The sequence below is a fragment of the Streptomyces sp. NA04227 genome, assembly GCF_013364195.1.
In the GTDB taxonomy this organism is placed as follows: domain Bacteria; phylum Actinomycetota; class Actinomycetes; order Streptomycetales; family Streptomycetaceae; genus Streptomyces.
This window is the reverse complement of the sequence record NZ_CP054918.1, coordinates 5264229-5289046: the sequence shown is the minus strand read 5'-3', so window position 1 is coordinate 5289046 and position 24818 is coordinate 5264229. Positions and strand designations below refer to the sequence as shown.

22 protein-coding genes and 1 pseudogene are annotated in these 24818 nt (G+C 70.3%); 9 read left to right on the top strand and 14 right to left on the bottom strand.

Annotation, left to right across the window (positions count from 1 at the left end; translation table 11 throughout):
- Positions 1–9: 9 nt before the first annotated feature.
- A complete protein-coding gene (locus HUT18_RS22675; RefSeq protein WP_176102402.1) occupies positions 10–579 on the bottom strand; it encodes a GNAT family N-acetyltransferase in 570 nt (189 codons plus the stop codon).
- Between the two features lie 159 nt (positions 580–738).
- Entirely contained in the window at positions 739–3399 is a 2661-nt protein-coding gene (locus HUT18_RS22670) for an MMPL family transporter (RefSeq protein ID WP_176104735.1), read from the bottom strand.
- Between the two features lie 293 nt (positions 3400–3692).
- On the opposite strand from HUT18_RS22670, the gene HUT18_RS22665 reads away from it, so the two are divergent.
- Positions 3693–4049: a nuclear transport factor 2 family protein gene (locus tag HUT18_RS22665; RefSeq protein ID WP_176102401.1), complete on the top strand. Its 357-nt coding sequence runs from the start codon at positions 3693–3695 to the stop codon at positions 4047–4049.
- Between the two features lie 336 nt (positions 4050–4385).
- On the opposite strand, the gene HUT18_RS22660 is transcribed toward HUT18_RS22665, so the two are convergent.
- Together HUT18_RS22660 and HUT18_RS33925 are read right to left on the bottom strand one after the other, a co-directional pair.
- Positions 4386–5807: a metallophosphoesterase gene (locus tag HUT18_RS22660; protein WP_176102400.1), complete on the bottom strand. Its 1422-nt coding sequence runs from the start codon at positions 5805–5807 to the stop codon at positions 4386–4388.
- Positions 5808–5848: 41 nt separating this feature from the next.
- On the bottom strand, positions 5849–6088 hold the full coding sequence (locus tag HUT18_RS33925; protein ID WP_254878758.1) for an SCO4848 family membrane protein: 240 nt from the start codon (positions 6086–6088) through the stop codon (positions 5849–5851).
- A 232-nt stretch (positions 6089–6320) separates the two neighbouring features.
- Here HUT18_RS33925 and HUT18_RS22655 point away from each other — a divergent pair, with 232 nt between their 5' ends.
- Complete coding sequence (locus tag HUT18_RS22655) at positions 6321–7589, top strand: D-alanyl-D-alanine carboxypeptidase family protein (protein ID WP_368661550.1); 1269 nt, start codon at positions 6321–6323, stop codon at positions 7587–7589.
- Between the two features lie 154 nt (positions 7590–7743).
- On the opposite strand, the gene HUT18_RS22650 is transcribed toward HUT18_RS22655, so the two are convergent.
- On the bottom strand, positions 7744–8808 hold the full coding sequence (locus HUT18_RS22650; protein WP_176102399.1) for a YihY/virulence factor BrkB family protein: 1065 nt from the start codon (positions 8806–8808) through the stop codon (positions 7744–7746).
- A 212-nt stretch (positions 8809–9020) separates the two neighbouring features.
- Here HUT18_RS22650 and HUT18_RS22645 point away from each other — a divergent pair, with 212 nt between their 5' ends.
- Together HUT18_RS22645 and HUT18_RS22640 are read left to right on the top strand one after the other, a co-directional pair.
- A complete protein-coding gene (locus HUT18_RS22645) occupies positions 9021–10406 on the top strand; it encodes an FAD-binding protein (RefSeq protein WP_176102398.1) in 1386 nt (461 codons plus the stop codon).
- Positions 10407–10571: 165 nt separating this feature from the next.
- On the top strand, positions 10572–11327 hold the full coding sequence (locus tag HUT18_RS22640; RefSeq protein WP_176102397.1) for a decaprenylphospho-beta-D-erythro-pentofuranosid-2-ulose 2-reductase: 756 nt from the start codon (positions 10572–10574) through the stop codon (positions 11325–11327).
- A gap of 208 nt (positions 11328–11535) precedes the next feature.
- On the opposite strand, the gene HUT18_RS22635 is transcribed toward HUT18_RS22640, so the two are convergent.
- The 4 genes and pseudogenes from HUT18_RS22635 to glyA form a co-directional block, all read right to left on the bottom strand.
- A complete protein-coding gene (locus tag HUT18_RS22635; protein ID WP_176102396.1) occupies positions 11536–12744 on the bottom strand; it encodes a hypothetical protein in 1209 nt (402 codons plus the stop codon).
- 248 nt (positions 12745–12992) lie between these two features.
- Positions 12993–13586, bottom strand: a complete 594-nt coding sequence (locus HUT18_RS22630) for a 2'-5' RNA ligase family protein (protein WP_176102395.1) — start codon at positions 13584–13586, stop codon at positions 12993–12995.
- Between the two features lie 378 nt (positions 13587–13964).
- Complete coding sequence (trpS, locus tag HUT18_RS22625; protein ID WP_176102394.1) at positions 13965–14978, bottom strand: tryptophan--tRNA ligase; 1014 nt, start codon at positions 14976–14978, stop codon at positions 13965–13967.
- Positions 14979–15232: 254 nt separating this feature from the next.
- Positions 15233–15742 (bottom strand): annotated as a pseudogene (glyA, locus tag HUT18_RS22620) (serine hydroxymethyltransferase); the annotation flags it as partial.
- Positions 15743–15910: 168 nt separating this feature from the next.
- Here glyA and rocD point away from each other — a divergent pair.
- A complete protein-coding gene (gene rocD / locus HUT18_RS22615; RefSeq protein ID WP_176102393.1) occupies positions 15911–17140 on the top strand; it encodes an ornithine--oxo-acid transaminase in 1230 nt (409 codons plus the stop codon).
- A 22-nt stretch (positions 17141–17162) separates the two neighbouring features.
- On the opposite strand, the gene HUT18_RS22610 is transcribed toward rocD, so the two are convergent.
- Positions 17163–18560: a PLP-dependent aminotransferase family protein gene (locus HUT18_RS22610; protein ID WP_176102392.1), complete on the bottom strand. Its 1398-nt coding sequence runs from the start codon at positions 18558–18560 to the stop codon at positions 17163–17165.
- Positions 18561–18606: 46 nt separating this feature from the next.
- On the opposite strand from HUT18_RS22610, the gene HUT18_RS22605 reads away from it, so the two are divergent.
- The 3 genes from HUT18_RS22605 to HUT18_RS22595 all read left to right on the top strand — a co-directional run bounded on the left by HUT18_RS22605 (position 18607) and on the right by HUT18_RS22595 (position 20700).
- A complete protein-coding gene (locus HUT18_RS22605) occupies positions 18607–19164 on the top strand; it encodes a carboxymuconolactone decarboxylase family protein (protein ID WP_176102391.1) in 558 nt (185 codons plus the stop codon).
- Between the two features lie 17 nt (positions 19165–19181).
- Positions 19182–19919 (top strand): isocitrate lyase/phosphoenolpyruvate mutase family protein, encoded by a 738-nt coding sequence (locus HUT18_RS22600; RefSeq protein WP_176102390.1) that lies wholly within the window; start codon positions 19182–19184, stop codon positions 19917–19919.
- A gap of 214 nt (positions 19920–20133) precedes the next feature.
- Positions 20134–20700, top strand: a complete 567-nt coding sequence (locus tag HUT18_RS22595; RefSeq protein WP_176102389.1) for an HAD family acid phosphatase — start codon at positions 20134–20136, stop codon at positions 20698–20700.
- A gap of 63 nt (positions 20701–20763) precedes the next feature.
- On the opposite strand, the gene HUT18_RS22590 is transcribed toward HUT18_RS22595, so the two are convergent.
- A complete protein-coding gene (locus HUT18_RS22590; RefSeq protein WP_176102388.1) occupies positions 20764–21306 on the bottom strand; it encodes a hypothetical protein in 543 nt (180 codons plus the stop codon).
- Positions 21287–21550 carry a helix-turn-helix transcriptional regulator gene (locus tag HUT18_RS22585; RefSeq protein ID WP_176102387.1) on the bottom strand — a complete coding sequence of 88 codons (264 nt, stop codon included), beginning with the start codon at positions 21548–21550 and terminating at the stop codon, positions 21287–21289. The genes HUT18_RS22590 and HUT18_RS22585 overlap by 20 nt, the downstream gene beginning before the upstream one ends.
- Positions 21551–21635: 85 nt before the next feature.
- Here HUT18_RS22585 and HUT18_RS22580 point away from each other — a divergent pair, with 85 nt between their 5' ends.
- Positions 21636–21956: a hypothetical protein gene (locus HUT18_RS22580; RefSeq protein ID WP_176102386.1), complete on the top strand. Its 321-nt coding sequence runs from the start codon at positions 21636–21638 to the stop codon at positions 21954–21956.
- Positions 21957–21968: 12 nt separating this feature from the next.
- On the opposite strand, the gene HUT18_RS22575 is transcribed toward HUT18_RS22580, so the two are convergent.
- Together HUT18_RS22575 and HUT18_RS22570 are read right to left on the bottom strand one after the other, a co-directional pair.
- Positions 21969–22916, bottom strand: a complete 948-nt coding sequence (locus HUT18_RS22575) for a formylglycine-generating enzyme family protein (RefSeq protein ID WP_176102385.1) — start codon at positions 22914–22916, stop codon at positions 21969–21971.
- Positions 22917–23047: 131 nt separating this feature from the next.
- The gene (locus tag HUT18_RS22570; RefSeq protein WP_176102384.1) at positions 23048–24466 is read right to left on the bottom strand and encodes a sulfatase; all 1419 of its coding nucleotides are present in this window, start codon (positions 24464–24466) and stop codon (positions 23048–23050) included.
- Positions 24467–24818 lie beyond the last annotated feature (352 nt).

The following is a 24818-nucleotide window of genomic DNA, read 5'->3' as shown; positions in this document are numbered from 1 at the left end:
GCATATCAGTCAGCCGATCTCGCGTCGCATCACGGGCCTCTTCGGCGTCCGACGTGCCACCTCCTGGAACCCCTCGTCGGCGAGCAGACTGACCACGCCGTGGAAGGCCTCGTCCGCGGTGACCGTGCCCAGGGTGTCGTCGACCGGGTAGGCCTCCACTGTCTTCGCCCCGCGCGCGGCCGCGAAGTCCACAGCACCGCGTACCAGCTCCCGTGCCACGCCCCGACCACGGTGCTCCCGCGCCACGTACAGACACACCAGCGCCCACACCGGCCGGTCGTCCACCGGCTTGCTCACCGGCGAACGGTCGAGACGGCAGAACTCCTCCCGGGGAGCGACGGACACCCAGCCCGCCGGGCTGCCCTCCCGGTAGGCGACGAGCCCGGGCTCCCGCCCCGCCGCGACGAGCTCCCTGAGAGCCTGGCGATTGCCCTCGCCCCACTGGGTCTTGCGCTCCTGCGGTGTCAGCCGGAAGAACATGCACCAACAGCCCTTCACCGCGCCCCTTCTGCCGAGGAGTTCCTCGACATCGGACCACTGGGAGGTCGTCACCGGCACCACCGACGCTTCATCTCGCATGCGGTGATACTGCCGTACGGGGCGGGGCGTTCCGCCGAGGCACGAGGAGCGGCCCGGTGTGGGGCCTCCGGCGGATACGGGAACCGGATCACGCTCCATGCCGAACGCGCGCCGTGCCGGACGCGATGCGCCAAGAGCCGACCGTCGCCCTTCAGTTGCTCAGCTCATGGCCCCGGCCTCCTCTCGCACCAGGTTGATGTCACACATCAGCGGCACGTCGCCGACCGTGATGTGCCGCGCGTCCGATCCCTGTCCATGTGCGGTCACGGCGAGCAGATAGGTGCCGGACGCTGGAGCGGTGATCAGGTACGAACCGTCCGACAGGGCGAGACTGCGGTCGAGTTGACGCCCTCCCGTCGACATCAGAGTGAGCACGCTGCCGACGGCCGGTCGTCCGTCCCCCGTCCGCACGGCCCCGTGCACCACGCGGGGACCCGGCCTGAGGTCCTGCGTGGCGTCTGTGTTCCGCCCTCGCCTCGGCTCGCCACCCGGGCCGCTCCCGGCGTTCTTCAACACCGAGTCATCGGCCAACAGCAGCTCGTCGTCCGCCGGCTTCGCGCTTCCGTTCGGTGCCTCATCTGCTCCAGCCCGCTCCGGCAGGCCTTCTCCTTGCCGGAGCAGGAGGCTCGCTTCCTGAACGGTCAGATCCTCGAAACGCGGGCCAGGAGGAGCGGATCCCCGATCGGCGTAGGGCCGTTGGCTGCCTGCTTCCGTCACATCGGCCGGCTCCACCGCCAGGTGCGGCATGCGCTTGTCGAGCCGGCCCGGCAGCCACCAGTTGGCCCTGCCGAGCAGATGCATCATGGCCGGGACCAAGGCCATACGCAGGACGAAGGCATCCAAGGCGACGGCGGCCGCCAGACTGCCCCCGGCCATCGCGCCTTCCACGTCGCCGCTGAGCACGAACGCGGAGAACACACAGATCATGATGAGTGCCGCGCAGGTGATGACGCGGCTGCTCTCGGCGAGGCCCACACGGACCGCACGGGCGTTGTCCCTTGTGTGCACCCACTCCTCGTGCATCCGGCTCACCAGGAACACCTGGTAGTCCATCGAGAGCCCGAAGAGCAGCGACAGCATGATCACCGGCAGGAAGGCGGCGATCGGCCCCTCCTTGCCGACACCGAGTGCCTCGGCGCCCCAGCCCCACTGGAACACCGCCACCAGGACACCGAACGAAGCGGCCGCCGCGACGAGGTTCATCAAGGCTGCCGTCAACGGGACGAGCAGGGACCGAAAGGCGATCATCAGCAGGACGAAGCCCAGCCCGATGATGGCTGCCACAAAGTACGGCAGGCGCTCGCCCGTGACCGTCGAGAAGTCCTTGAACACTGCTGTTACGCCACCGACATGGGCCCGGGCACCAGAGGTCGGAATGACGTCCTCGCGCAGTGCGTCGATGAGCCGGTCGGTCTCCGCATCCTGGGGTGAGGTGGTCGGTACGACCTGAATCACCGTGACACCGCGCTCGGCAGGGGCTGCGGCCACTTGTGCCACCCCCTTCGTCTCGCCCAACCGGCGGACCAGGTCGGCGGTTTCGGCCCCTTCGACGACGACTTGCAGTGGTCCGTTGAACCCGGGTCCGAACCCTTCGGCAAGCAGGTCGTACGCCTGTCGTGTGGTGGTGTCCTCTCCGTGGTTGCCCTGGTCCGTGGCTCCGAGGCGCAGCGAGAGCACCGGCACCGCGAGTACGGCCATCACCGTGACGGCGAGCAGGGCGAGCGACCGGGGCCGCCGTTGGACACACGACGCCCAACGGGCCGCGAGTCCACGCGTTTCGGCGGGCGCCGGACCTTCGGCGGCGAGACGGCGGCGCTGGCGCCTGCTCAGCACACGCGGGCCGAGCAGGCCCAGCATCGCGGGCAGCAGGGTGATCGCCGCGAGGACGCTCATCACCACGGTCAGGGAAGTGGCCAGCACGACACCGTCGAGGAATCGCATGTTCATCACGAGCATGCCCGCGAGCGCGATGCATACCGTGCCACCCGCGAACAGCACCGCACGGCCGGACGTGTTGAGCGCCGTTACCGCCGAATCCTCCGGAGCACGGCCCCGCAGGAGACTGCGTCGGTGCCGCGTGACGATGAACAGGGCGTAGTCGATGCCCACCCCCAGCCCGATCAACGAGCCCAGCAACGGGGCCACTTCGGGTACATCGGTGACGTGGCTCAGCAAGGTGGTCGCCGACAGGCCGGTGCCCACTCCGAAGATGGCGACGACGATCGGCAGGGACATCGAGAACAGGGAGCCAAAGGCGAGGAACAGCACGATCGCCGCCGCTACGATGCCCACGATCTCGGAGACTCCGGTGGGAGGTTCCTGGGTCCTGGTGATCGCCTGACCACCCAGCTCGACCTTCAGCCCGTCGGTCTGGGCGGCTCGTGCCGTGTCGACCACGTCCTCCACGAGCTTCTTGGGCACGGCGTTCGCCTGCTCGGTGAAGGTGAGCTGTGCAAAGGCGATGTGTCCCTCGCCGCTGATCTGCGCAGCCGCGGCCGGCCCCTTCTCGTACGGGCTGCTCAGCTCGCCGACTCCGGGCATCCGAGCGATCTCGGCGAGCGCGGGCTCGATTCCGGCGCGCACCACGGGGTCGCGTACCGAACCCCCTTCGGCGCGCCAGACAATCGTGTCCGTGTCGCCGCCTCGCTCGGGAAAGGCCTTGGTCAGCAGCTCACTTGCGCGAGTGGAGTCGGTGCCGGGCAGGGAAAAGACGTTCGAGTAGTCGGCACCGCTCACCCCGCTTCCCGTTCCCAGTCCCAAGAGCGCCCCCACCCATAGCAAGAGCACCACAAGCCGGTGTCTGAAACACCACCGTGCCAACGCGGTCACGTTCCCTTCCCCCTTCGAGATTTGTGCATTGCATGTGCCTGACTCCCTCGGTCATCGGACCGAGAGATAGCGAGAGTTGAACCGCCTGCTCGTGCCCTACAACGAGTCACGGCTTCCGTGGTGCTCGACACGGTGCCCGGAGTCACGCAGGCCTGCCCCGGCCCGGCCCCGCAGGCTCACCGCCCATACCGAGGTGCTCGCGTCGGACTCAGCGTGGCGACACCTTGCAGGTGACTTCGGGCGGAGGATGCGTAGTGGACCTCCCCCGGAGAAAGGTGACCACCATGGCCGATGTCGATGTCGTCCGCGCCTGCTTGGACAGCTACCTCGCTCAGGACCGCGCCGCCGCCGAAGCGCTGATCGCCGAGGACTTCGTCTTCACGAGCCCGCACGACGACCACATCGATCGGGCCGCCTTCTTCGCCCACTGCTTTCCCACCGCGGACCGGCTCCGTTCGCAGCGGACCGTCGAGCTGGTGCCGGCGCCGGGCGGCAAGGTCTTCGTCATGTACGAGTACGAGCTGAAGGCGGGCGGGCGGTACCGCAACGTCGAGCTGAGCACCGTGCGGGAGGGTCGGCTCGTCGAGACCCAGGTGTTCTTCGGCGGACGATTCGACCAAGAGCAAGCCGACGTGGGCTGATCGCCTCCCTTCCTGTCGGCAGGTCTGCTCTCGGGGCAATACTCCGCCCGCTCGCGGCCTTCGTCCATGGGACTGGTGATCCCTGGGATTGCGAGTCCCAGGGAGCGCCGATCCACGGATCACGAGGTCCCTTGTGAGGTCTCTCGACGGCCCGCACGGTTGTCGCATGACGCAGAACACGCGATCCCACGACCGCTCCCCCGCCCACACCACACGTCGGCGCGAGGGCTCACAGAACTACGGCCGGCAGTCCCGGCCTCCGTGCTCCGGGCAGCGCGAAGCCATCCGGAAATTCAACCCGCCGGACGCAGAAGACAGTTGTCCTCGTGCGCAGGGTCAGGCCTGCCGGGAGTGCAGCTCCACGACCGTGATGTCCGAGGGAGCTCCCACCCGGGTCGGTGGCCCCCAGGCCCCCGCCCCGCGCGACACATACAGCTGTGTGTCGCCATACCGCTCCAGGCCTGCCAGCGTCGGGTTGGCGAGTCCGGCAATGATGTTGCCCGGAAAGAGCTGGCCGCCGTGGGTGTGGCCGGAGAGCTGGAGGTCGACACCGTGGCGTACCGCGTCGTGGATCACGACGGGCTGGTGCGCGAGCAGGACCGCCGCCCGGGAACGGTCCCGGTCGCCGAGTGCCTTCACGAAATCCGGGCCCTGGCCCTCGCTCTCGCCCTGGACGTCGTTGACTCCCGCCAGGTCGAACGCGTCGATCTCTACGCGCGCGTTCTCCAGGGGATGCAGTCCCAGTTCACGTACATGCTCGACCCACTGCTCGGCTCCCGAGAAGTACTCGTGGTTGCCGGTGACGAAGTACGCACCGTGGCGCGCCCTCAGATCGCGCAGCGGAGCGGCGGCAGGGCGGAGGTCCTCCACATTGCCGTCGACCAGATCTCCCACCACGGCGATCAGATCGGGCTGGGTGGAGTTGATCGTGTCGACCACGCGCCGCGAGAAGCCGCGACCGAGGATCGGACCGAGGTGGACGTCGCTGACCACGGCGATACGGAACCGATGGGCAGACCGCGGCAGTTTGGCCAGGGGAATCGTCACGCGCTTCACCTTGGGGCCACGGAGCACTCCATATGTACCGATGCCCACCGTGGTCGCCGCCGCGGCAACCGCCGCGCCACCCACCACACGAGAGACGAAGAGCCTCCGGGAGGGGCTCGCAACGGACCGGCTGGAGCTGCTGCCCGAGGGGCCGGGCGAAGGAGCCGGATCAGTGACGGCGTCACTTGCTTCGGGATCCGCCGCAGCGGAGGCGCCCTCGCCGGGTAGCACCTCGTCGGAGACCGTCACCGGTGCCTGGCTGTCGCCCCCGGCTTCCTCGGTCCCCGCTTCGGAGTGCGGTGTACCGCGGTCCTTCGCCCAGGTCTCCCACACCGGATGTTGCCCGCCCTGGCCAGGGCGTTCCGCCGAACCCCGCTTTCCGTTGGCACGGCCACCGCCCGGCAGTCGCAGCAGGACGGGGCGCACCACCTCACCCAGTAGCAGAGCGAGCAGGAGGTACAGCGACAGAGCCATCCAGAGGAAACCCGGCCAAGCGAGGGTGCGCTGAAGCCAGAAGGGCGCACCGGCCCGCTCGGTGATCAGCGCGGCGAACATGCAGAGCGGACCGGCGATCAGCAGCACGGTTCCCGCGGTACGGACGGGACCGGAAGCTCGGGTGGTGTCACGGACGAGGCGACGCCAGACATACCAGTGCAGAAGAGCGAAGGCCGCGAGGACGGCGAGAGCGATCAGTACGAAGACGACCACCACGTTGCGTCGGCCTTCCGTCGGTCAGGGAGAGAAAGGAGTGCTCAGGTCGTGCGACGAAGTGCGCGTACTCCGCGCAACCCGATGGCCCCTACGGCCGTCCCCAGAACAAAGGACACGATGGCGAGTGTCAGGTGCACCCAGAAGTACGCGGTGGGCTCGCCGTCGTCGAAAGCGAGCCCGCTGCCGTCCTTGACAAGGTTCTTGACGAAAGTGATCCAGATGACCCAGCTCCACACCCCGAAGGCGAGCAGGAACCAGGAGACGGGTCGGCTGAGCTTCATAGGTTCAGTATCGCCTTCGCCGTCCGGCACCCCTTCTCGGGGTGGGGACGATGCGGGCGGCAGCGGCGGGGACACCGGCTGTGACGAACGTGGGGCGCGGTCCGGGATGTCGTCTCTGGCCGAGAGTGCCGGTGTGCGGACCCGGGTCACTGGCTCGGTGGGCGGCCGGAAGTCGACAGAAGAGGGGACCACGTCGGGCATGTCGCGGCTCGGGCCATGTACTTTCTCGACCGTGCTTGCCTCGAAAAAGACCGCTCTGCTGGTCACTTCAGCCTCCCTTCTGTGCCTGTCTCTCGGTACGCCCGCGCACGCGGACAACAAGCCGAAGCCGAAGGATCCCGCCCCCCGGCCCACGGCGCCGATGTCGAAACTGGGCGGGGAGCGTCTCGGCAAGGTGGGCACGCAGGTGCAACTCGCCAACGGTGCGCCCGTGCTGCCGAAGGGGCTCACCGGCAAGTCGTGGATCGTGGCCGACGCGGAGTCGGGCGAGGTACTGGCGTCGCACAATGCGCACTGGAAGCTCCCCCCGGCGAGCACCCTCAAGATGTTGTTCGCGGACACCGTCCTGCCGAAGTTCCCGAAGACCACCTCGCACAAGGTGGTGGCGTCCGACCTGGCAGGCCTCGGCGCCGGCTCAAGTCTCGTCGGGGTGAAGGAGAACCAGACGTACTCCGTCCACGACCTGTGGCTCGGTGTCTTCCTGCGCTCCGGAAACGACGCGGTGCGGGTGCTTGCGTCCATGAACGGGGGCCTGGACCAGACGGTGCGCGACATGCAGCGGCATGCCGAGGAGCTCCAGGCCCTGGACACCCATGTGGTGAGCCCCGACGGTTATGACGAACCGCGGCAGGTCTCGTCGGCGTACGACCTGACCTTGTTCGCACGCTCGGGTATGCAGAAGAAGGATTTCCGGGAGTACTGCGCGACCGTGCGGGCCAAGTTCCCGGGCGAGGCGAAGAAAGGCAAGAAGCGCCCGACCTTCGAAATACAGAACACCAACCGTCTGCTCACGGGTGACTACGACATCAACCCCTACCGCGGGATCGCCGGGGTGAAGAACGGCAATACGACGAAGGCGGGGGCGACGTTCACCGGGGTCGCCGAACGCGACGGGCGGGTGCTCCTCGTCACCGTGATGAATCCCTCCGCCAAGGAGCACGACGCGGTCTACAAGGAGACGGCGAAGCTGCTCGACTGGGGATTCGCGGCGGCGGGCAAGGCGGAACCGGTGGGGCAGCTCGTGCCGCCCAAGAGCGCACAGACCGGTGGCGAGCAGGGCGCTGCGGGCGGCGGCGAGACGAGTGGCGGCGGCGATCAGGACAAGCCCGGTTCCACCTCGGGCGGTGAGAACGCCGAGGCATCGGCGGCGGACTCCTCCAGCGGGGTGGGCACGGCTCTGGCAATCGTCGGCGGTGTGCTGGTGGTGCTCGCGGGCGCGGTCCTCCTCGTGCAGCGCCGCTGGCCTCTCCCGGAGCTGGTGCGTCGCCGCCCGCGACGGTGAGCCGCCCACGAGGGTGACCTGAGCGGCATCGGCGCTCTCGGACATCGGCGGCTGTCAGGGATCTGGGAAGGGCAGGCGAAGGGACACTCGACGCAGGGCAGAGGGCCTGGAACGGGGATGAGGACGGGGACGGGGCCGGGGCCCTGCAACAGCCTCAAACACGAGTCGCGCCGCCGCCGTCTTTCGGCCCGGCTTGCGCGTCGCCCGGCGTCGAAGCCGAGTCCGTATTCATGCCGCCCCGGGCCGAAACAGAGCCCGTGTCCGCGCCGCCAGGGGGCGGTGCGGAGCCTGTGTCCACGTCGTCGCCCGCGTCACCGGGCACGCGGTCGTCATCGGCAGCGTCCTGGGCGTCGTTCTCTGTGTCGCCCGTGGACGCCGTCGCAGTCCAAGCGGCGCAGTAGAGAAGGAGTTTGGCGGTGAAGTTGATCCACAGCAGTAGGGCGACGGGGACGCCGAAGGCGCCGTACATGCTCTTGCCTGCGACACCGCTGATGTAGCCGCCGAGGAGGAGTTTGAGGAGTTCGAAGCCGAGGGCGCCGATGAGCGCGGCCGTGAGGAGGGGACGGCGTTCGGGATGGGCGCCGGGGAGGAGGGTGAGGACGTAGAGAAGGAGGAGATAGTCGGCGAGTACGGCGACGGCGAAACCGGCGATCCGCAGGAGGATGCCGCCCCAGCCGCCCGCCTCTACGCCGAGTTGGCGGGCCGTCCAGCCGATGGTGGTGGAGGCGAGCGCGGACACTATCAGCGAAACCAGACCTGCACCGCCGAGTCCGGCGAGGATGCCGGTGTCCTTGATCTTGCGCGTCACCAGGTTGCCGTCTGCTGCGTCGTCGGGCAGCCGCCAGACGGTGCGTAGGCACTCGCGCATCGAACCGACCCAGCCGACGCCGGTGAAGAGGAGCAGGGCACCGGCGATGACACCGACGGTGCCGGCGTTGTCGACCAGGGAGCTGATGTCGAGCTGGTCGGAGATGCCGGGGACCTGGTCGGCGAGCTTGTCCTCGAGATTCTCGCGGCGCCCCTCGGTCAACGTCGCGGCGGCGATGGCGGCGGCCACGGTGAGCAGCGGGAAGAGGGCGAGGAAGCTGATGAACGTCATGGCGGCGGCCAGTTGGGACCACTTGACCTCGTCGAGGCGTTCGTAGGCACGCCACGGGTGGGAGCGCATGAGGCGTGCGAAATGAGGCCCCACCACAGGAAGTCGTTTCAGCCAGTCCATGATCTGCCCCTGCCCGTGTCACGTGCGATCTACCGCCTCGGGACCGGAGAAACGTGGCGTGGAAGTGCCGGTGCGGCTCAACATCGAGCTGTCGCCGGGCAATCGCTGTGAAGTCGCCGGGTCCTGAGAAGTTCATCCATTCTCAGCCATTCCGGCGAGTATCGGATGCAACTTTGACAATAGTGCGCAATAGCGGCGATACCGTCGCCTTCATGTCAGCCGATGCGTACACCGTCGCCGATGACGTCTGCCCCGTCGCCATGACCGGTTGGGGGCGCACCTCGCCGAGTTCCACGCGGGTGGTGCGGCCGCGTTCGTACGAGGATGCGGCACGGGCGGTGCGGGGGTGGGGACTGCCGGGGGCCCGGGGCGGGATCCCCCGGGGGCTCGGGCGGGCCCACGGAGATGCCGCGCAGAGTGCGGGTGGTGCGGTACTGGACATGACCGGGCTTGACCGGGTGCATGTCATCGATGTGGCCACCGGCACCCTGCTGACCGATGCCGGGGTGAGTATGGCGCGGCTGGCCGAAGTCCTGTTGCCGCACGGGTGGTTCCTGCCGGTGAGTCCCGGGACGGGGCAGGTGACGGTGGGCGGGGCGATCGGGGCGGATGTGCACGGCCTGGGTCATCCGTCCGCGGGCTCCTTCTCCCGGCATGTGCTGTCGTTCGAACTCCTCACGGCCGACGGGCAGGTCCGTACCGTGCCGTGCGGCACGCCCCTGTTCGAGGCGACAGCAGGGGGCATGGGGCTGACCGGTGCGGTGCTCACCGCGACTTTGCGGCTGCTGCCGGTGGAGACCGCGCTGATGAGCGTGGAGACCGAACGGGCCACGGACTTCGACGACTTGCTCCAGCGGATGAGCTTGGCAGAACGCCCCCGGCGCTACGAGTCCGCGTGGATCGACCTGCTGTCACGTGGGCGCGCGACGGGCAGGGCGGTGCTGACGCGGGCCGACCACACCCCCGCCAAGGCATTGCCCACTCGGGCTCTGCCCCTGCGGGCGGGGGCGGCACTGCGCCGGGGGCAACTTCCCATGGTGTCGGCGCCGTTGACGCGGAGTCCGCTCGGGAGGAGGGCGGTGCGGTCGTGGAACAGTGCCCGGTTCCACAGCGCGGCGCGTGGTCGGGGGTGCCAACTGCGCGACTTGGTGCCGTTCTTCCACCCGTACGACAGTCTGCCGAGGTGGACCCGGGGGCGTGGGGCACTCGTGCGCTACGAGTTCGCGGTGCCGTACGAGGCGCACGAAACGCTGCGTCATGTGGTGCGGAGGCTGGGCCGACGTGGTTGTCCTTCTCCGCTGGCCCAGTTGAAGCGGTTCGGGGAGGGCGACCCCGGCTGGCTGTCGTTCGCCGCTCCGGGCTGGTGCCTGTCCCTGGACCTGCCGGCGGAGTTGCCGGGGCTCGGCTCGTTCCTCGACGGCCTGGACGAGGAGATCGCCGCTGCCGGTGGCCGGGTGCGGCTCGCCGAGGACGCGCGGCTGCGCCCCGACCTGCTCACCGCGATGTACCCGCGCCTGCCCGAATTCCGTGCGCTGCGCGGCGAACTCGACCCGCACGGCAGCTTCGCCTCCGACCTCTCCCGCCGCCTCGGGCTCTGACCCACCGGCGCACCGGCACGCCACCGGCACCCCACAGCCGCCCCACCGCCAACGTCACCTCCGCCCCTCCCCCACCAACGCCACCGTCGTCACCACCGCCCCATCACTCCCTCTCACTCCCCCGTCCCACTACCAACACCCGCGAACCCACCAGGAGTTGCCCCCATGAAGGACGCCTTCGGTACCCCGCAGTCCCTGCTCGTCCTCGGCGGCACCTCGGAGATCGCGCTGGCCACGGCGCGGCGGCTGGTGGCACGTCGCACGCGGACGGTGTGGCTGGCGGGGCGGCCGTCACCCGAGTTGCAGTCCGCGGCGGACTGGCTGAGGGCGCTGGGGGCGACCGTGCACACGGTGGCGTTCGACGCGCTGGACACCGAGTCCCACGCGGAGTGCCTGGGCAAGGTCTTCGCCGAGGGGGACGTCGACATGGTCCTGCTCGCGTTCGGGGTGCTCGGCGACCAGGCACACGACGAGAGTGACCCGGTCGCCGCGGTGCGGGTCGCGCAGACCAACTACACGGGCGCGGTGTCCTCGGGCCTTGTGTGTGCGAAGGCGCTGCAGGAGCAGGGGCACGGCTCGCTCGTGGTGCTCTCGTCCGTGGCGGGCGAGCGGATCCGCCGTACCGACTTCATCTACGGCTCCAGCAAGGCCGGACTGGACGCGTTCGCCCAGGGCCTCGGCGACGCCCTGCACGGCACCGGTGTGCACGTCATGGTCGTACGGCCCGGATTTGTGCGCTCCCGGATGACCGAGGGCCGGGAGGAGACGCCGCTCGCCTCCAGCCCCGAGGAGGTGGCCGTGGCCATCGAGTCCGGGCTGCGCCGCCGGGCGGAAACGGTGTGGGTGCCCGGCACCCTGCGCGTGGTGATGTCAGCCCTGCGGCACGTACCGCGGCCCCTCTTCCGACGACTGCCCCTCTGAGAACCGAACGCAGATGAAGACCGAACCATGAACGCCGAACCCTGACCACCGAACACCGAACACCGAACACGCCCGCCCGCGCCCGGCAAGACCCGACTCCCACGCCCACACCTGCACCAGGACCGGCACCGGCACCGGCACCGGCACCTCAGACCACACCCACCCGCCGGACCAAACCCACCCCGCCGGGCCCGCCCGCCCCGCGACCTCACCGCCGCAGCGAAACCACCACAGCCTTGCTCATCGGATTGCCGCTCTGGTTGACCTGGACGTGACCGACGCCCAGGACCTTGTCGCCGCCCGGTACCGGCACCACCCGCTCCAGCCACAGGGATTGCTGGGACTGCGGGGTGACGCCTCCGGTGTTGGGCAGCCGGGGCCGTTTGATGTGGGTGCAGGCGCCCTCGGTGGTCAGGTAACGGTTGCCGTCGAGGAACAGGCCCCGTGAGGCGTCGCGGGCGATGGGGGCGCGGCCCTCGCAGTCGGCGGGCCAGGGGTCCTGTTTGAGCCAGGTCGAGCCGTCCCAGCGGAGCCGTACCGTCTCGTCGGCGGGCTCGTCCTCCACCTCGCCGTGGTTGAAGGAGTGCGAGCCAAGAGCCAGGACGCGGTCCGGCGCGAGAGCGAGGACGCTGGTCAGCGAGGCGCCGGGCTCGGGCGGTACCGGGTCGGCGAAGCGGTACACGGGGGTGCGCGACGTGGTCCAGGACTTGCCGTCGTAGTGCATGGCGGCGGGCTGGCTCATTTCCTGGCCGTCGCCCCCGATGCCAGGTCCGTCGGTGCGGTGGCCGACGGCCCACAGGTCGTCGCTGGAGGTGCCGTCGAGCGCGGCCGCGGGGTGGGGCAGCTCGGAGGAGGACCAGCGCTCGCCGTCCCAGTGCCAGACCCGGCGTTCGCCGGTCAGCAGCCAGACGTCGTCGGGCTCGAAGACGGCGGTGTCGGTCACCGGGCCGCTCGGTCCGGTCGGCAGGCTCGTCCAGCGCTCGCCGTCCCAGTGCGCGAAGGCGGTGGAGTTCCGTTCGCGGGACTCGCCCCACAGCCACAGGCCGCCGCTGCCGAGGGAAGCCAGCCGGGCGTCCCACACATGGTCGCCGAGCAGGCCGGGCATCGGGGACCGGGTCCAGTCCGTACCGTCGTAGTGCAGCAGGTAGTGGTCGGCGCGGCCCGGATCGGCGCCGCCACCGGACTGTTTGCCCGCGGCCCAGATGTCGTCGTCGGCCAGCACCGCGAGGTCGGTGAGGCCGCCCGGCTCGTCGACGATCTCCTCGTAGGCCCAGTTCAGCCGCGGCCCCCGGTGCTCGCCGGACGGGCCGGTGGCGGAACGTACGGGCTCCTTGCCACCGTCGTCATCCTGCGCACCGCATCCCGCGGCAGCGCAGGTGAGCAGGGCAAGGGAGGACAGCAGGGCCGCCTTGCGCATGAGCAGGAACTCCCTCGGTCATGGGCGAAAGCGGAAGCGTACAACCGTGGGACGAGCCCCGTGGAGTACCCCGACAGCAGTTGTCACGGTCCCCGCGAGGCACGCGTCGGCTCGTCACGGAAAGGTCGGAATTCGGCCACGGAGGCACCGCTTGATCACCGTCACGGAGAGGGCCACGCCACAGTTGCGCAGCCCCCGCGCACTCGGTCAATCCCTCGGTCAGACCCTCAAGGCGACCGAACGAACCCTCAGTGCGACCGAAGCTTCCCCTGCCCCATCTCCTGCTCGGCCGGTGCGCCCGCCTGGGGCGGGACCGTGGGCGGGCCGAAGGGGAATTCCCGGAGCTTGCGCCACACCGCGTCCGGGCCCTGTTCGTACAGGGCGAAGCCGGTGCAGGACCACTCGGCGTGGTAGTCGGCGAGTTCCTCGTAGGCCCGGTCCATGGCCGCCTCGTCGATGCCGTGGGCGATCGTGACGTGCGGGTGGTACGGGAACTGGAGTTCACGGGCGACCGGACCGGAGGGGTCGCGCAGCCGCTTCTGGAGCCAGCAGCAGGCGGAGCCGCCCTCGACGACCTGGACGTAGACGACCGGGGAGAGCGGGCGGAAGGTGCCGGTGCCCGAGAGCCGCATCGGGAAGGGACGCCCGTGGGCGGCGACCGAGGCGAGATGGGCGCTGATGGCCTTGAGGGAGGAGTCGTCCACCTCGGTCGGCGGGAGCAGGGTGACGTGGGTGGGAATGCCGTGTGCCGCGGGGTCCCCGAAGCCCGCGCGCCGCTCCTGGAGCAGGCTGCCGTGAGGCTCCGGGACCGCGATCGACACACCGATCGTTACGGTCCCCACGTCTTCTCCCGTCGTCTGGTTGGGATGGGGTTGCTGTGCCCGGCCGTCCGGCGTGCCGCCCGAGGCCTCCCGGCCCTGCGCGGCGGTCCGCGCCGTTCCGGACTCTTGTGTTGTCGCGCCGACGGTGGCACCGGTGACGCTCGGTGCCACTGCCCTTTCGTTCCGTGCGCCGGGCCTGGGCGGCCCGGGCCGGTGCCGTCCTCGGGCCCGCTGCTCGCCGGGACGGTCGCTCCGTACTCTCGCTGGCGTGCCGCGCCGCAGACGTTCCGGCCGCCTTCCGGCGGCCGTTTCATCTGACGGGCGGCGAGCGCACCGCTGTCGGTTGTGCTGCCATTCGTGCCACCTGGGGTGGCCCTACGACTGTACGACGCTTTTGGGTCAGTGCTTGGCGGGAAGCAGGCCGACCTTTTCGTATGCCTGGGCGAGCGTCTCGGCGGCGACGGCCCGTGCCTTCTCGGCGCCCTTGGCCAGCAAGGAGTCGAGGGTCTCCGGGTCGTCCATGTACTGCTGAGTGCGCTCGCGGAACGGTGTGACGAATTCGACCATCACCTCGGCCAGGTCCGTCTTCAGCGCACCGTAGCCCTTGCCCTCGTACTTCTCCTCGAGTTCCGGAATCCCGGCACCCGTGAGGGTGGAGTAGATGGAGAGCAGGTTGCTGACACCGGGCTTGTTCTCGGCGTCGAAGCGGATCACGGTGTCGGTGTCCGTCACCGCGCTCTTGACCTTCTTGGCGGTGGCCTTGGGCTCGTCCAGGAGGTTGATCAGGCCCTTCGGCGTGGAGGCCGACTTGCTCATCTTGATCGACGGGTCCTGGAGATCGAAGATCTTGGCCGTCTCCTTGAGGATGTACGGGTCCGGGACCGTGAAGGTCTCGCCGAAGCGGCCGTTGAAGCGCTCGGCGAGGTCACGGGTCAGCTCGATGTGCTGGCGCTGGTCCTCGCCGACCGGGACCTGGTTGGCCTGGTAGAGCAGGATGTCGGCGACCTGGAGGATCGGGTAGGTGAACAGGCCGACCGTGGCGCGGTCGGCGCCCTGCTTGGCGGACTTGTCCTTGAACTGCGTCATCCGGGAGGCCTCTCCGAACCCGGTCAGACAGTTCATCACCCAGCCGAGCTGGGCGTGCTCGGGCACATGGCTCTGCACGAACAGGGTGCAGTGCTCGGGGTCGACGCCGGCGGCGAGCAGCTGGGCCGCGGCGAACCGGGTGTTGTTCCGCAGCTCGGCCGGGTCCTGCGGGACGGTGATCGCGTGCAGGTCGACGACCATGTAGAACGCGTCGTGGGTCTCCTGGAGAGCGACCCACTGGCGCACGGCGCCGAGGTAGTTGCCGAGGTGGAACGAGCCCGAGGTGGGCTGGATTCCGGAGAGCACGCGGGGCTTGTTCGAGGCCATGGCCCCATTCTCTCAGGTGTCCGCGACAGCTTGGGAACGGATCAACGACACTTCGGAACGGGTCGTTCCTCCTGCGCCTCCTGTGCTCCCGGCCACATGCTCCGCGCGCCCCGGCCGCCCGTCGTACACCCCGGGCGCCTGTGCGTGCGTCCGGGCGCTGCCCCACGCCCCCTCACGCGCCCACTCGCGCCGCTCGGCGCGCGCGGACCCGCGCAGCCCCGGGCGGAGCGCCGTGCACCCCGCCCGGGCGCCGGTCAGCGCGCCGCGAGCCCCGGCGCGGGGAACTCGGCCATCAGCGCGCCGACCTCGCTCCGCACCCGCACGAGCGTCTCCTCATAGCCCTCGCGCGCCGCCCGTACGGCCCGGTCGAACCACTCGGCGACCAGGGCCATGTGCCCGGCGTCCAGGCCGCGCGAGGTGAGGGACGGGGTGCCGATACGGATGCCGGACGGGTCGAAGGGAGTGCGGGTGTCGTAGGGAACCGTGCTGTGGTTCACGACGATTCCGGCGCGGTCCAGGGCCTTGGCGGCGGTCTTGCCGGGCACGTCCTTGTTGCTCAGGTCGATGAGGACCAGGTGGTTGTCGGTACCCCCGGAGACCAGGTCGAAGCCGCGGGCCGGCAACTCCTCGGCCAGGGCACGGGCGTTGGCGACGACGGCGTCCGCGTAGTCACGGAAGGACGGCTGCGCCGCTTCGTGCAGGGCGACCGCGATACCGGGAGTGGTCTGGTTGCGCGGGCCGCCCTGGGACCCCGGGAAGGCGGCCGGTGCGCGCGGCGCCCCCGCCCTCCGGTGGGTGGGCTCGCCGGGGTACGGGTTCCTTCCTCCGCACTACACACAGGGATAGAAAGGGCAAAACATCCCATTCCCCACACGCACCCTCACCCGACAGACCTGACGCCGCGCCGCCATGCGGCCAAACGGAGGCCCCCGATGAACAGTTCCGCATCCGCCGAGCCCTCCTACTCGGCGGCGTTCATCGCCCGGAGCGAGGAGTACGGAGCCCACAACTACGCCCCGCTGCCGGTGGTGATCGCGAGCGCCGAGGGCGCCTGGATGACGGATGTCGAGGGCCGCCGTTTCCTCGATCTGCTGTCCGCCTATTCGGCGCTGAACTTCGGCCACCGCCATCCCCGTCTGGTGGACGCCGCGCACCGCCAGCTCGACCGGCTCACCCTCACCTCGCGCGCCTTCCACCACGATCTGTTCGGTGAACTGTGCGCCCGGCTGGCCGAGTTGTGCGGCATGGAGAGGGTGCTGCCGATGAACACCGGCGTGGAGGCGGTGGAGACCGCGATCAAGGTGGCACGGGCCTGGGGCTACCGGGTCAAGGGGCTGCCGGAGGGCATGGCGAAGATCGTCGTCGCGGGGGGCAACTTCCACGGCCGCACCACGACGGCCATCAGCTTCTCCACGGACCGCGAGGCCCGCGAGGACTTCGGCCCGTACACGCCGGGCTTCGAGATCGTCCCGTACGGGGATCTGACCGCGCTCCAGGCGGCGCTCAGCAAGCACACGGTGGCCGTCCTGCTCGAACCGGTGCAGGGCGAGGCGGGCGTACGGCTGCCGCCGGAGGGCTACTTCCGGGGTGTACGGGAGGCCACCCGCGAGGCGGACGTCCTGCTGATCGCCGACGAGATCCAGTCCGGCCTCGGGCGCACCGGCCGGACCTTCGCGTGCGAGCACGAGGGCGTCGTCCCCGACATGTACCTGCTCGGCAAGGCGCTCGGCGGCGGCATCGTGCCCGTCTCGGCGGTCGTCTCCTCGTCGCGGATCCTCGGCGTGCTGCGGCCCGGCGAACACGGTTCCACCTTCGGCGGCAACCCGCTGGCCTGCGCCGTCGCCCTGGAGGTCGTCGCGATGCTGCGCACCGGGGAGTTCCAGGAGCGGGCCGCGGCGCTGGGCAACCGGCTCGAGCGGCTGCTCGAACCGCTGGCCGCGTCCGGCGCGGTGGACGGCCTGCGGGTGCGCGGGCTCTGGGCCGGATTGGACGTACACCCCTCGCGCGGCAGCGGGCGGTCCGTCGCGGAACGGCTGATGGCCCGCGGGGTGCTGGCCAAGGAGACCCACGGCCGGACGCTGCGCATCGCACCGCCGCTCGTGATCGACGAGGACGACCTGGACTGGGGCATCGGTCAGCTGGCCGAAGTGCTGGAGGTCTGACGGCAGTTGGGGGCTGCGGGCGCTATCCGAGCGCCCTGCACAGCGCCTCCAGCGCCCCGGGCCAGGCATGTTCGGGAGGCGTGCCGTAGCCCACGACGAGGGCCTCGGGGGTGCCCGCGGGGTCCGCGGCCGGGTGCCGGAGTTCGCGCAGGCGGGTCACGGCCAGGCCCTGCCAGGCGGCGGCGCGGATCACGGACTGCTCGGTGCCGGGCGGGAGTTCGAGTACGGCGTGCAGTCCGGCGGCTATGCCGTGGGCGCGGACGGCGGGCGCGTGGGCGGCGAGGGCGGTCACCAGCTGGTCGCGGCGGCGGCGGTAGCGCTGCCGCATGGCGCGTACGTGCCGGTCGTAGTCGCCGCTGCGCAGGAAGCGGGCGAGGGTGAGCTGGTCGGGGGTGCCGCAGGTCCAGTCGTCCACGCCCTTGGCCGCGGTGACCTCGTCGGCGAGCGGGCGGGGCAGGATCATCCAGCCGAGCCGCAGTCCGGGGGCCAGGGACTTGCTGGCGGTGCCGAGGTAGACCACGCGTTCCGGATCGAGGCCCTGGAGGGCGCCGACGGGCTGCCGGTCGTAGCGGAACTCGCCGTCGTAGTCGTCCTCCAGGATGAGTCCGCCGCTCGCCCGTGCCCAGGCGACGGCCTCGGCCCGCCGGTCGGGGTGCAGCGGCAGGCCCATCGGGAACTGGTGGGCCGAGGTCACCAGGACCGCCCCGGCGCTCCCGGAGGCCAACGGGCGGGTGTCGGTGCCCAGTTCGTCGAAGGGCAGTGGCCGGGTGCGCAGTCCGCCGCGTTCCAGGAGGTCGCGGTGCAGGCCCACGGCGTACCGCTCCACCGCCACTTCGCGTACGCCCCGCCCGCGCAGCACCTGGTCGAGCAGGACCAGGGCGTGGGCGAAGCCGGAGCAGATGACCACGCGGTCCGGGTCGGCCTGCACGCCGCGGACGCGCGCGAGGTAGTCGGCGAGCGCTTCGCGCAGTTCGGGCCTGCCGCGCGGGTCGGAGTAGCCGAAGGCCTCGTTCGGGGCGTGGGTCAGGGCGTGCCGGGCCGCCTTCAGCCACGCGGCGCGCGGGAACGAGGAGAGGTCGGGGAAGCCGGGCCGCAGGTCGTAGGCGGGACGGCCGCGCGGGATCCGGGACCTGGGCGGCGCCTCGGGGCGGGGCACGTCCCGCTCCGCGACCCGGGTGCCGGACCCCTGCCGGGCCGTCAGCCAGCCCTCCGCGACCAGGTCGGCGTAGGCCTCGGCGACCGTGTTGCGGGCGACGCCGAGGTCGACGGCGAGCGTGCGGGAGGAGGGCAGCCGGGTGCCGGGGGCGAGCCGCCCGCCGCGCACCGCGTCCCTGAGGGCGGCGGTCAGCCCCGCGCGCAGCCCCGGACCGGAGGGTTCCAGATGCAGATCGATGCCAAGATTGGCCCAGGATTCCGCCATGGAAATGGACCATACTCCTGGGTCAGTGACGTCCTAGATTCGAGGCATGACGCACGACACCACTGCTACCGGCACCGTCACGACAAGCACGTCCGGCGACGACCGGGGACCGAAGGCCACCGACACCCGCTTCTCCGCCGAGCACCCGGCCCGCATCGCCTGGACCGGGCTCCGCCCGGACGTCTACAAGGCCATGGTCGCCCTGGACCGCGCCGCGACCAAGGGACTCGAACCCGACCTGCTGGAGCTCGTGAAGATCCGGGCCTCGCAGCTCAACCACTGCGCGTTCTGCCTGGACATGCACACCAAGGACGCCCTCGCGGCCGGTGAGAGCGTGCAGCGGATCGTGATGCTCAGCGCCTGGGAGGAGTCGCGGCACTTCTACACCGAGCGCGAGATCGCGGCCCTGGAGCTGACCGAGGCGGTCACCGTCCTCACCGACGGTTTCGTGCCCGACGAGGTCTGGGAGCAGGCGGCCAAGCACTTCGAGGAGGCCGAGCTGACCGGTCTGATCTCGGCGATCGTCGTGATCAACGCCTGGAACCGGTTCGGTGTCACCGCCCGTATGGTGCCGGGCAACTACCGTCCCGGCGACCACAAGTGAGCCGGGAGCAGGCGGTCATGACCGCCAAGTACGGGCTGTTCCACGCCCTGCACAAGGAGCGGGCACCCGGCGATCCGCTGATCCTGCCCGGCCCCTGGGACCCGCCAAGCGCCCGCGCCTTCGTCAAGGCCGGGTATCCGGCCCTGGCGACACCGAGCGCGGGCGTCGCCGCGGCCCTCGGCCACGAGGACGGACACACTCCGGCGGACGAGATGTTCGCGGCCGTCGCCCGGATCGCGGCGGCCGTGGACGTGCCGGTGTCGGCGGACATCGAGGCGGGCTACGGACTGCCGCCCGCCGAGCTGGCCGAGCGGCTGCTCGACGCGGGCGTGGTGGGCTGCAACCTGGAGGACTCGGTCCCCGACCCGGCGGGCGGCGCCGACAAGGTGCTGCGCGATCCGGCCGAACAGGCCACCTGGCTGGGCGAGTTCGCCGAGGCGGCCGCGGGCCGGGTGTTCCTCAACGCGCGCGTGGACACCTTCCTGCGCGGCGTCACGGACCCCGAGGAGTCCATCGACCGCGGCCGCCGCTACTCCGCCGCGGGTGCCGACTGTCTCTACTTCATCCTGGCGACGCCCGCCCAGATCCCGGCGCTGCGCAAGGCGGTACCCGGGCCGATCAACGCCTCGGCCATGCCGGGCCGGGACAACCTGCGGGAGCTGGGCGAACTCGGCGCCACACGGATCACGTTCGGCCCCGGTCTGCTACTCAGGACGATGAAGGCGGCTCAGGAGATCGCGGCCGGACTGAAGTAGCCGGGCCCGAGGGGGGAGAAAGCGCATGTGAGCGGGCGCAGTCGTGCGGCATCACAACTCTCCGCACGCGGCGGGGCATTGGCCTCGTATCGTGGCAACTGTTGTTTACCGCAACAGTATTCACGATCCCGACACATGCGCTTTCCGGCCGGGCAAGCTCGGCGGGTTCTGCTCGGCGGTGGTTCACCCCCCACCGAAGAAGAGGAAACCCGCCGTGCACAAGCAGTTCAGCAAGTACGTCCGTCGTGGCATCGGCGTCACCGCCCTGGCCGGTGCCGCGACGCTGTTCGCGGCGAACAGCGCCTTCGCCCTCCCCAGCGAGGACGAGTGGAAGCAGGACGTGGCCGAGGCCGTGGCCCCCGCCCACAGCTACCTCGAGGAGCGGCTGCCCGCCGACGGCGCCGCCATCGTCCTGGACATCGACAACACCTCGCTGGCCACGGACTACGACGAGGGCGCGCCCATCGAGGCGACCCTGGAGCTCGCGCGGTTCGCCAAGGACAAGGGCGCCAGCATCCGGTTCGTCACCAACCGCAAGGAGTCGGGCCGCGAGTCGACGCTGCGCGACCTGAGGAACGCGGGCTTCCCGGTGGACGGCCTGTGCATGCGCCAGAGCGGCGACGACTCGTCCAAGGACGAGATGAAGACCAACTGCCGCATCGGGATCGAGGACGAGGGCCTGACGATCGTCGCCAACATCGGCAACCGTGACACCGACCTGATCGGTGGCCACGCCGAGCGCACCTTCAAGCTCCCGGACTACGACGGCGAGTTGCAGTAGTCCGCGGCCGAACCGAGGGCGGCCGCACCGGGATTCTGCCGGTGCGGCCGCCCCGCGCGTTCCTCAGTACCCCACCGCGAACTCCTCCGCCGGATCCTCGGCGGGCTCGTCCCGGGCGGACAGTCCTGCGACCCACAGCGGCATCAGCCAGTGCGCCACAAGCACGGTGAAGAGCACCGGGAAGGCGAGCGTGCGCAGTTCCGCCGTGCCGGACCAGGCGAGTGCGCCCGCACCAGCGGTGGCCGCGGCCAGGAGCCAGGTGGTCAACCGGTGGGCGCGCGAGACGACTTGGTCCTTCTCCGCGCGCTGCCGCTCGTCGAGGACGTGGCGGCGCAGTTCGAGCAGGCCCTTGGTGGCGGTGTTGATGACTCCGGTCGCCACGCACCACGGCAGCAGGGCGGCGAGCAGGACGAGCAGCGCCCAGTCCCGGTCGCCCACCACCGCGTACAGCCAGCACGCCACCGAGGCGGCGCTCAGCGCGATGTGACCGAGCACGAACAGCCGTCGCCGCGCGGCCGTGGCGTACCAGGAGGCGGCCTCCCTCCGGTTCATCAGTGCGTACATGCGCCGGTCGTAGCGCGTCGCTTCACCGGTCCGTCCGCTCATCACGGCTCCTCCCGTAGACCTCGTCGGTGAGCGGCCGGAAGGGTTCGAGGGCGAACAGCGCCTCGACCGGCAGCTCGAAGAACTTCGCGAGGCGCAGCGCCAGATCGAGGCTCGGGTTGTACTGCCCGCGCTCGATGTAGCCGATGGTCTGGTAGTGGGCGCCCACTGCCTCGGCAAGGCTCTGGCGCGACACCTTCCGTTCGGCGCGCACCACCGCCAACCTGTTGTGCACTTGCTCGCTCATGTATAAGAAGTACTACAGTCCAGAGCAGGATCACAACATCGATGCCCATGTCGATGACCGTAACGAACTCACAGGGGAACAGCGCATGTTCGGCAAGACCGAGACGATATTCCTGGTACTGCGCGGCGCGGACGAGGCCGCGCGGTCCCTCCGCGAGGCGCTGGCCAACGCCCACCCCGAGGACCGGCCCGGCCTGGAACTCGCCCTCCGCCTCGTCGAAGAGGCGGACGCCCGCAGCGAGACGGAACTGCGCGGCCACTGGGTACGTCGCACGCTCAGCGAAGTGGGGTATGCGGGACCGGTCGACTCCGTAGCCGCCATCAAGGCGCTACGGGGAGCCGAGCCCGGCCTCAGCCTGCGATCGGCCGTACAACTCGCCAAGGAAGCAGCCGCGTTGGAGGCTTGAGCCGCGCGCGCCTCAGGCCCTGCGGTCCGCGGCCACCCGGAAGCCGATGTTGCCCGTGGAGCTGTCGGGCGTGTTGGAGCTGCGGGCCGCGACGCGGTAGCGGTTGCAGTAGGAGTCGTGGCACAGATAGGAACCGCCGCGCATCACGCGTGAGTTGTCGGGGGTGAACCAGTCGGCGCACCACTCCCAGACGTTGCCCACCGCGTTGTAGAGACCGAAGCCGTTGGGGCGGAAGGACTTCACCGGGGCGGTGCCCGCGTAGCCGTCCTCCTCGGTGTTGTGGTGCGGGAACTCGCCCTGCCAGATGTTGCACATGTGCCGTCCGCGCGGGGTGAGTTCGTCGCCCCAGGGGTAGCGCCGCTGTTCCAGGCCGCCCCGGGCCGCGTACTCCCATTCGGTCTCGGTGGGCAGCCGGGTGCCCGACCAGGCGCAGTAGGCCAGCGCGTCGTTGTGGGACACGTGCACCACCGGGTGGTTCTGGCGGGCCGCGACGGCCGAGCCCGGCCCCTCGGGGCTGCGCCAGCTCGCCTCCCCCACCGCCCGCCACCAGGGCACCTGGTCCACCGGCGCGGCCACGGCGGCGACCTCGGGGGCGAGGAAGCCGCCGAAGACGAAGGAGAAACCGAAGCGTTCGGCCTCGGTCACGTACCCGGTGGCCTTCACGAAGGTGGCGTACTGGGCGTTGGTCACCGTGGTGGGCGCGATCCGGAAGGCGGCCACCTCGGCCTCGCGGACGGGTCCCTCACGGTCGGCCGGGAAACCGTCCGGGTCCTCGGTGCCCATGAGGAAGCGCCCGCCGGGCAGGTCGAGCAACTGCCTGGCGACCCGGGCCGCCGAGGCCGCGCCGCGCGCGGACGACGGCGAGTGGGAGGACGGCTGCTTCGGCCCGGGCGCCGCGAGAGTGAGCAGCTCCGGCCCGTGGCCATGCCCCTGTCCGGGGGTGCAGCACTCGGCGGACATCGTGAACTCCCTTGCTGATACGAGGCGTTGGAGCATCGCCCTCGGGCGCACGCGAAGGCGAGGGGCGGGCGGGTGCCAGGCCCGATCTGCCGGGCACCCGCCGCCGGACTCAACCAGGGACCGATGGTGCGCTAGCTCACCCGGTCCGCCGCCAACTGCTGGGCCAGCGCCGGGATGCCGAGCCGCTGCTCGTCCGCCGGGGTGGCCTGGTACAGCGAGTTGGTCAGCTGATGCGGGTCACCGGCCAGGTCGTAGTACTCACGGAACTTCACCTGCCCCGTACCCGTGACCTTTCCGTTCGCGTCGGTGGTGAGGTCGTAGTACTCCGTGTACTGCTTGTCCTTGGCCACGTACGAGGACCAGGTCTGCGGGCCACCGGCACCGGTGCCCTGCTTCCACCACTCCACGAGCAGGTGGTCACGGCTGTACGAGGACAGCAGCGACCGTCCGTCCCGCTCCCCCGCGCCCGTGATGCCCGCCGCGTCGAGGAGCGTCGGCGCGATGTCGATGTTGGCGACGATGCGGTTGTCGTTGACGCCCGCGCCCAGTCCGCCGGCGGGCCAGGACAGATAGAACGGCACCTCGTGCGCGGGCCGGTAGGGCACCGACTTCGCGGTCCAGCCGTGGTCGGCCCAGCCGAAGCCGTTGTCGGCGATGTAGATGACCAGGGTGTTGTCGAGCTGCCCGAGCTCGCGCAGCTTGTCGCGGAAGGCGCCCACCGCGTCGTCCACCGAGCGCAGGGTCCTGAGCTGCTCGGCCCTGATCTGCTTACCGTCGGCCAAGGTGCCGGTCGCGTTCTTGATGTACGCGGGCTTGTCGCTGCGGTCGGGCTCGGGCACCGAGGGGCGCCCGTTCCAGTCCGGCACCGCCGTGCCCGCGTACTTCTCCTCGGGCGTGCGCGGCCCGTGCGAGGCGTACGGGGTCACGTACGCGAACCAGGGCCTGTTGTCCTGCGCCGACTTCTCGATGAAGTTCAGCGTGCGGTTCTTGATGATGGTGGTCGTGTAGCCGTTGATCGTCTGGACGGTGCCGTTGACGTTCCACTGCCGGTCGACGAAGCCCGGCTGGAGCAGGGCGAAGTCCTCGAAGTGCGGCGGATTGTCCGCCAGCGTCCAGGAGTTGAGGTACTTGCCGAACAGGCCGGTACGGTACCCGGCCTGCTTGAGGTACCGCTGCACCGTGGTCGACTGGTCGAGCTGCAGCGAGGCGCCGTTGTTGCGGACACCGTGGTTGTGCGCGAACTTCCCGGTGAAGACCGAGGAGCGGGACGGGGAGCACAGCGGGGTGGTGACATGGCCGTTGGTGAACTTCACGCCCTGGTCGGCCAGCCAGGCGGTGGTCTTCGGCAGCGCCCACTCGGTGTGCTTGGGCTGGTCGTCGGTGACGATCAGCAGGATGTTCGGCCGGGCGGCGGCGACACCCTGGCCACCGGTCGCGGCGCCGTGCGCCTCGGCGGCCACCGCCGGGATGGCGGCGGTAGCGGCGACGGCCGCCGAACCCGCCAGAAAACCGCGCCTGTTGAGGTGCGGACGCTGTCCATGCTCAGTCATCGGGGTATTTCCTCCTGCTGTCCGGTTTCATGCCGGACTCGGCTACGCGAGGGGATTCACCGGTGCGTACGGACCGTGCCACGGGTGCGCCTGGGCACCCTGGGGCGCAGGGGGACGGCCAGGGCGGGGCACACCCGATCACCGCACGGCTGTGGACACCGGTCGTGCGCGAGGGAAGAACGGAAGAAGAGAAGAGAAGAGAAGCGGAGCGGGAATCCTAGGGAGACCCGGGGGCGCTCAGAGGGCGCTTGCACCCGGACACAGTGCGCTGGCCACCCGTCCGTGATCGACGTGGCGGCGCGCGGCGAGTGATCTGCCTGCTGCCATGCGCAAGAGATTAGGGGAGCGGGCG

Excerpts from the sequence above, each read along its gene's own strand:
- HUT18_RS22585 (WP_176102387.1), bottom strand. The coding sequence starts at position 21,550 with ATGAGCGAGCAAGTGCACAACAGGTTGGCGGTGGTGCGCGCCGAACGG.
- HUT18_RS22675 (WP_176102402.1), bottom strand. The coding sequence starts at position 579 with ATGCGAGATGAAGCGTCGGTGGTGCCGGTGACGACCTCCCAGTGGTCC.
- HUT18_RS22635 (WP_176102396.1), bottom strand. The coding sequence starts at position 12,744 with ATGCGCAAGGCGGCCCTGCTGTCCTCCCTTGCCCTGCTCACCTGCGCT.
- HUT18_RS22590 (WP_176102388.1), bottom strand. The coding sequence starts at position 21,306 with ATGAGCGGACGGACCGGTGAAGCGACGCGCTACGACCGGCGCATGTAC.
- HUT18_RS22640 (WP_176102397.1), top strand. The coding sequence starts at position 10,572 with ATGAAGGACGCCTTCGGTACCCCGCAGTCCCTGCTCGTCCTCGGCGGC.
- HUT18_RS22645 (WP_176102398.1), top strand. The coding sequence starts at position 9,021 with ATGTCAGCCGATGCGTACACCGTCGCCGATGACGTCTGCCCCGTCGCC.
- HUT18_RS22580 (WP_176102386.1), top strand. The coding sequence starts at position 21,636 with ATGTTCGGCAAGACCGAGACGATATTCCTGGTACTGCGCGGCGCGGAC.
- HUT18_RS33925 (WP_254878758.1), bottom strand. The coding sequence starts at position 6,088 with ATGAAGCTCAGCCGACCCGTCTCCTGGTTCCTGCTCGCCTTCGGGGTG.
- HUT18_RS22600 (WP_176102390.1), top strand. The coding sequence starts at position 19,182 with ATGACCGCCAAGTACGGGCTGTTCCACGCCCTGCACAAGGAGCGGGCA.
- HUT18_RS22665 (WP_176102401.1), top strand. The coding sequence starts at position 3,693 with ATGGCCGATGTCGATGTCGTCCGCGCCTGCTTGGACAGCTACCTCGCT.
- HUT18_RS22650 (WP_176102399.1), bottom strand. The coding sequence starts at position 8,808 with ATGGACTGGCTGAAACGACTTCCTGTGGTGGGGCCTCATTTCGCACGC.
- HUT18_RS22605 (WP_176102391.1), top strand. The coding sequence starts at position 18,607 with ATGACGCACGACACCACTGCTACCGGCACCGTCACGACAAGCACGTCC.
- rocD (WP_176102393.1), top strand. The coding sequence starts at position 15,911 with ATGAACAGTTCCGCATCCGCCGAGCCCTCCTACTCGGCGGCGTTCATC.
- HUT18_RS22610 (WP_176102392.1), bottom strand. The coding sequence starts at position 18,560 with ATGGCGGAATCCTGGGCCAATCTTGGCATCGATCTGCATCTGGAACCC.
- HUT18_RS22570 (WP_176102384.1), bottom strand. The coding sequence starts at position 24,466 with ATGACTGAGCATGGACAGCGTCCGCACCTCAACAGGCGCGGTTTTCTG.
- trpS (WP_176102394.1), bottom strand. The coding sequence starts at position 14,978 with ATGGCCTCGAACAAGCCCCGCGTGCTCTCCGGAATCCAGCCCACCTCG.
- HUT18_RS22575 (WP_176102385.1), bottom strand. The coding sequence starts at position 22,916 with ATGTCCGCCGAGTGCTGCACCCCCGGACAGGGGCATGGCCACGGGCCG.